Annotated in this window: 1 protein-coding gene; it reads right to left on the bottom strand. The window is 37.2% G+C overall.

What is annotated here, in order from left to right; translation table 11 throughout:
* Window positions 1-1870: transglycosylase domain-containing protein (locus tag FHL06_RS12570; RefSeq protein WP_153386921.1), on the bottom strand; the 1870-nt coding region annotated here is incomplete at both ends.

The raw sequence follows: 1870 nt of genomic DNA, 5'->3' as shown, positions 1-1870 counted from the left end.
ACTGTATTAGGCTTTTTGAAGTTAGTCTGTTTCTGTTTCATATGATCAACTAAATACTCCCCTTCAGCTTTGAAGGCCTGCATTGCCAAAGCATCTTCGCTCTGGGTCAAAGTTGATGGCACATCATTACCTGTCCAGTTAGCAATCGTAAAACTAGGTGTCATTCCTACAAAATACGAATCCTTTGTATCATCAGTGGTACCTGTCTTACCGGCCGTGTACTTATAGTTATCCAAAGCGGCCGCTTTACCAAGTCCATCGGTAATAACGGATTGCATCGTATTAATCATCATATAACTGGCGTTCTTGGTGTAAACCGACTTCTTCATATGCGTATTTTGATAAATATAGCGTCCGTTATCATTATCATAAATACTCGACAAGTTACTTGGATGGACAAACTTGCCCCCACGGGAGAATGAACTGTATGCTGATGCCATTTCCGTAGTTGTGACACCATATTTAAATGAACCGATAGCTAGTCGTGGATCAGCCTTTTGATTGGGGTCTAAGCGGGCAAATTCCATTTTGGCTAAATCATCATAATAAGTATGCTTTGTATCCGAGGCAGCCAACTTGTAAGCAATTGTATTAATAGAGTTTTCCAAAGCATGGCGTAAAGTATTACTACCTGTGTAGCCACTGTACCAGTTATGTACGGTCGGATTACCAACTGCCGAATCAATAACGGTACTCTGTGGCAAATAGCCTCTTTCAAATGCTGGTGCATACGCAACGATTGGCTTAGCTGTTGAACCTGGTTGGCGATATCCACTTATCGCTCGATTAACTTGATCACCATTCGTGGTTCGACCACCAACTATCGCTATAACGTCACCCGTTTTGTTATCTACGACAGTACTTGAAACTTGAGGAGTAAGTTTTCCATTATCAGCCCTACCGGTATAAGCTTGATATGTTTTATCAACTAAACTTTCAATCTTATTTTGGACATCCATATCAATTGTTGTATGGATTTTATAACCACCATCCATTAACTCACCATGAGCTCGGTTATATGCCTCATTATATCTTTTGCCATAAGCATCTTTTTCAGCCCTATCCTTAAAATCATACTGCATTGTAAAACCAGAAGATTTCATCAATTCCTCAGTTGCATTAAATACGGCATAACTTAAAGCATAATTATTTGAAACATCGTTATCATATTTACGTTGATTAATTTCCAATCCTAAAGGACGCTTTCGAGCTTCCTTATAAGTCTTCTTAGAAATTAATCCACGTTGGTTAAAGATATATAAAATCATGTTACGGCGTTTTAATGCTCGTTCTGGATACACGACTGGATCGTAATAAACAGGGTTATTAGGAAGTCCTACTAGAAGAGCTAGTTTATCAATTGATAAATCTTTTTGATTCTGTGAAAAATAATAATCTGAAGCCGCACTGAATCCATATGAACCATTGCCCATATAAACATCGTTGATATAAAATTCCAATATCTGTTTCTTAGTAAATTTCTTTTCTAACTGCTGGGCTATAACCATTTCTTTAAGCTTACGATTCAAATTCTGTGACTGATCTTGCAGAATAACATTCTTAACCAATTGTTGAGTTAACGTTGATCCACCTTCAGTTCTACGATGCAAAACTGTCGAAACGGCCGATCTCAAAATACCATACAGATCAACTCCATGATGAATATAAAAACGTTGATCTTCAACATCCACCAATCCTTTACTAATATCGGGATTAATATCATTGATAGAAGTATAGTTTGAACTAGATTGAGCCAATTTCTTTAGCACTTTACCGTTACGATCATATATAACGGTTGAATTTTTGGGATGAAAATCCGATTTCTTCAAACCTTCACTGTATGAATAACCATCAGCAATCGTATTTTTAA

This window comes from Companilactobacillus halodurans, assembly GCF_009600985.1.
GTDB classification, from domain to species: Bacteria; Bacillota; Bacilli; order Lactobacillales; family Lactobacillaceae; genus Companilactobacillus; species Companilactobacillus halodurans.
Note: the sequence above shows the minus strand (reverse complement) of the source record. Positions and strands in the feature narration are given on the sequence as shown.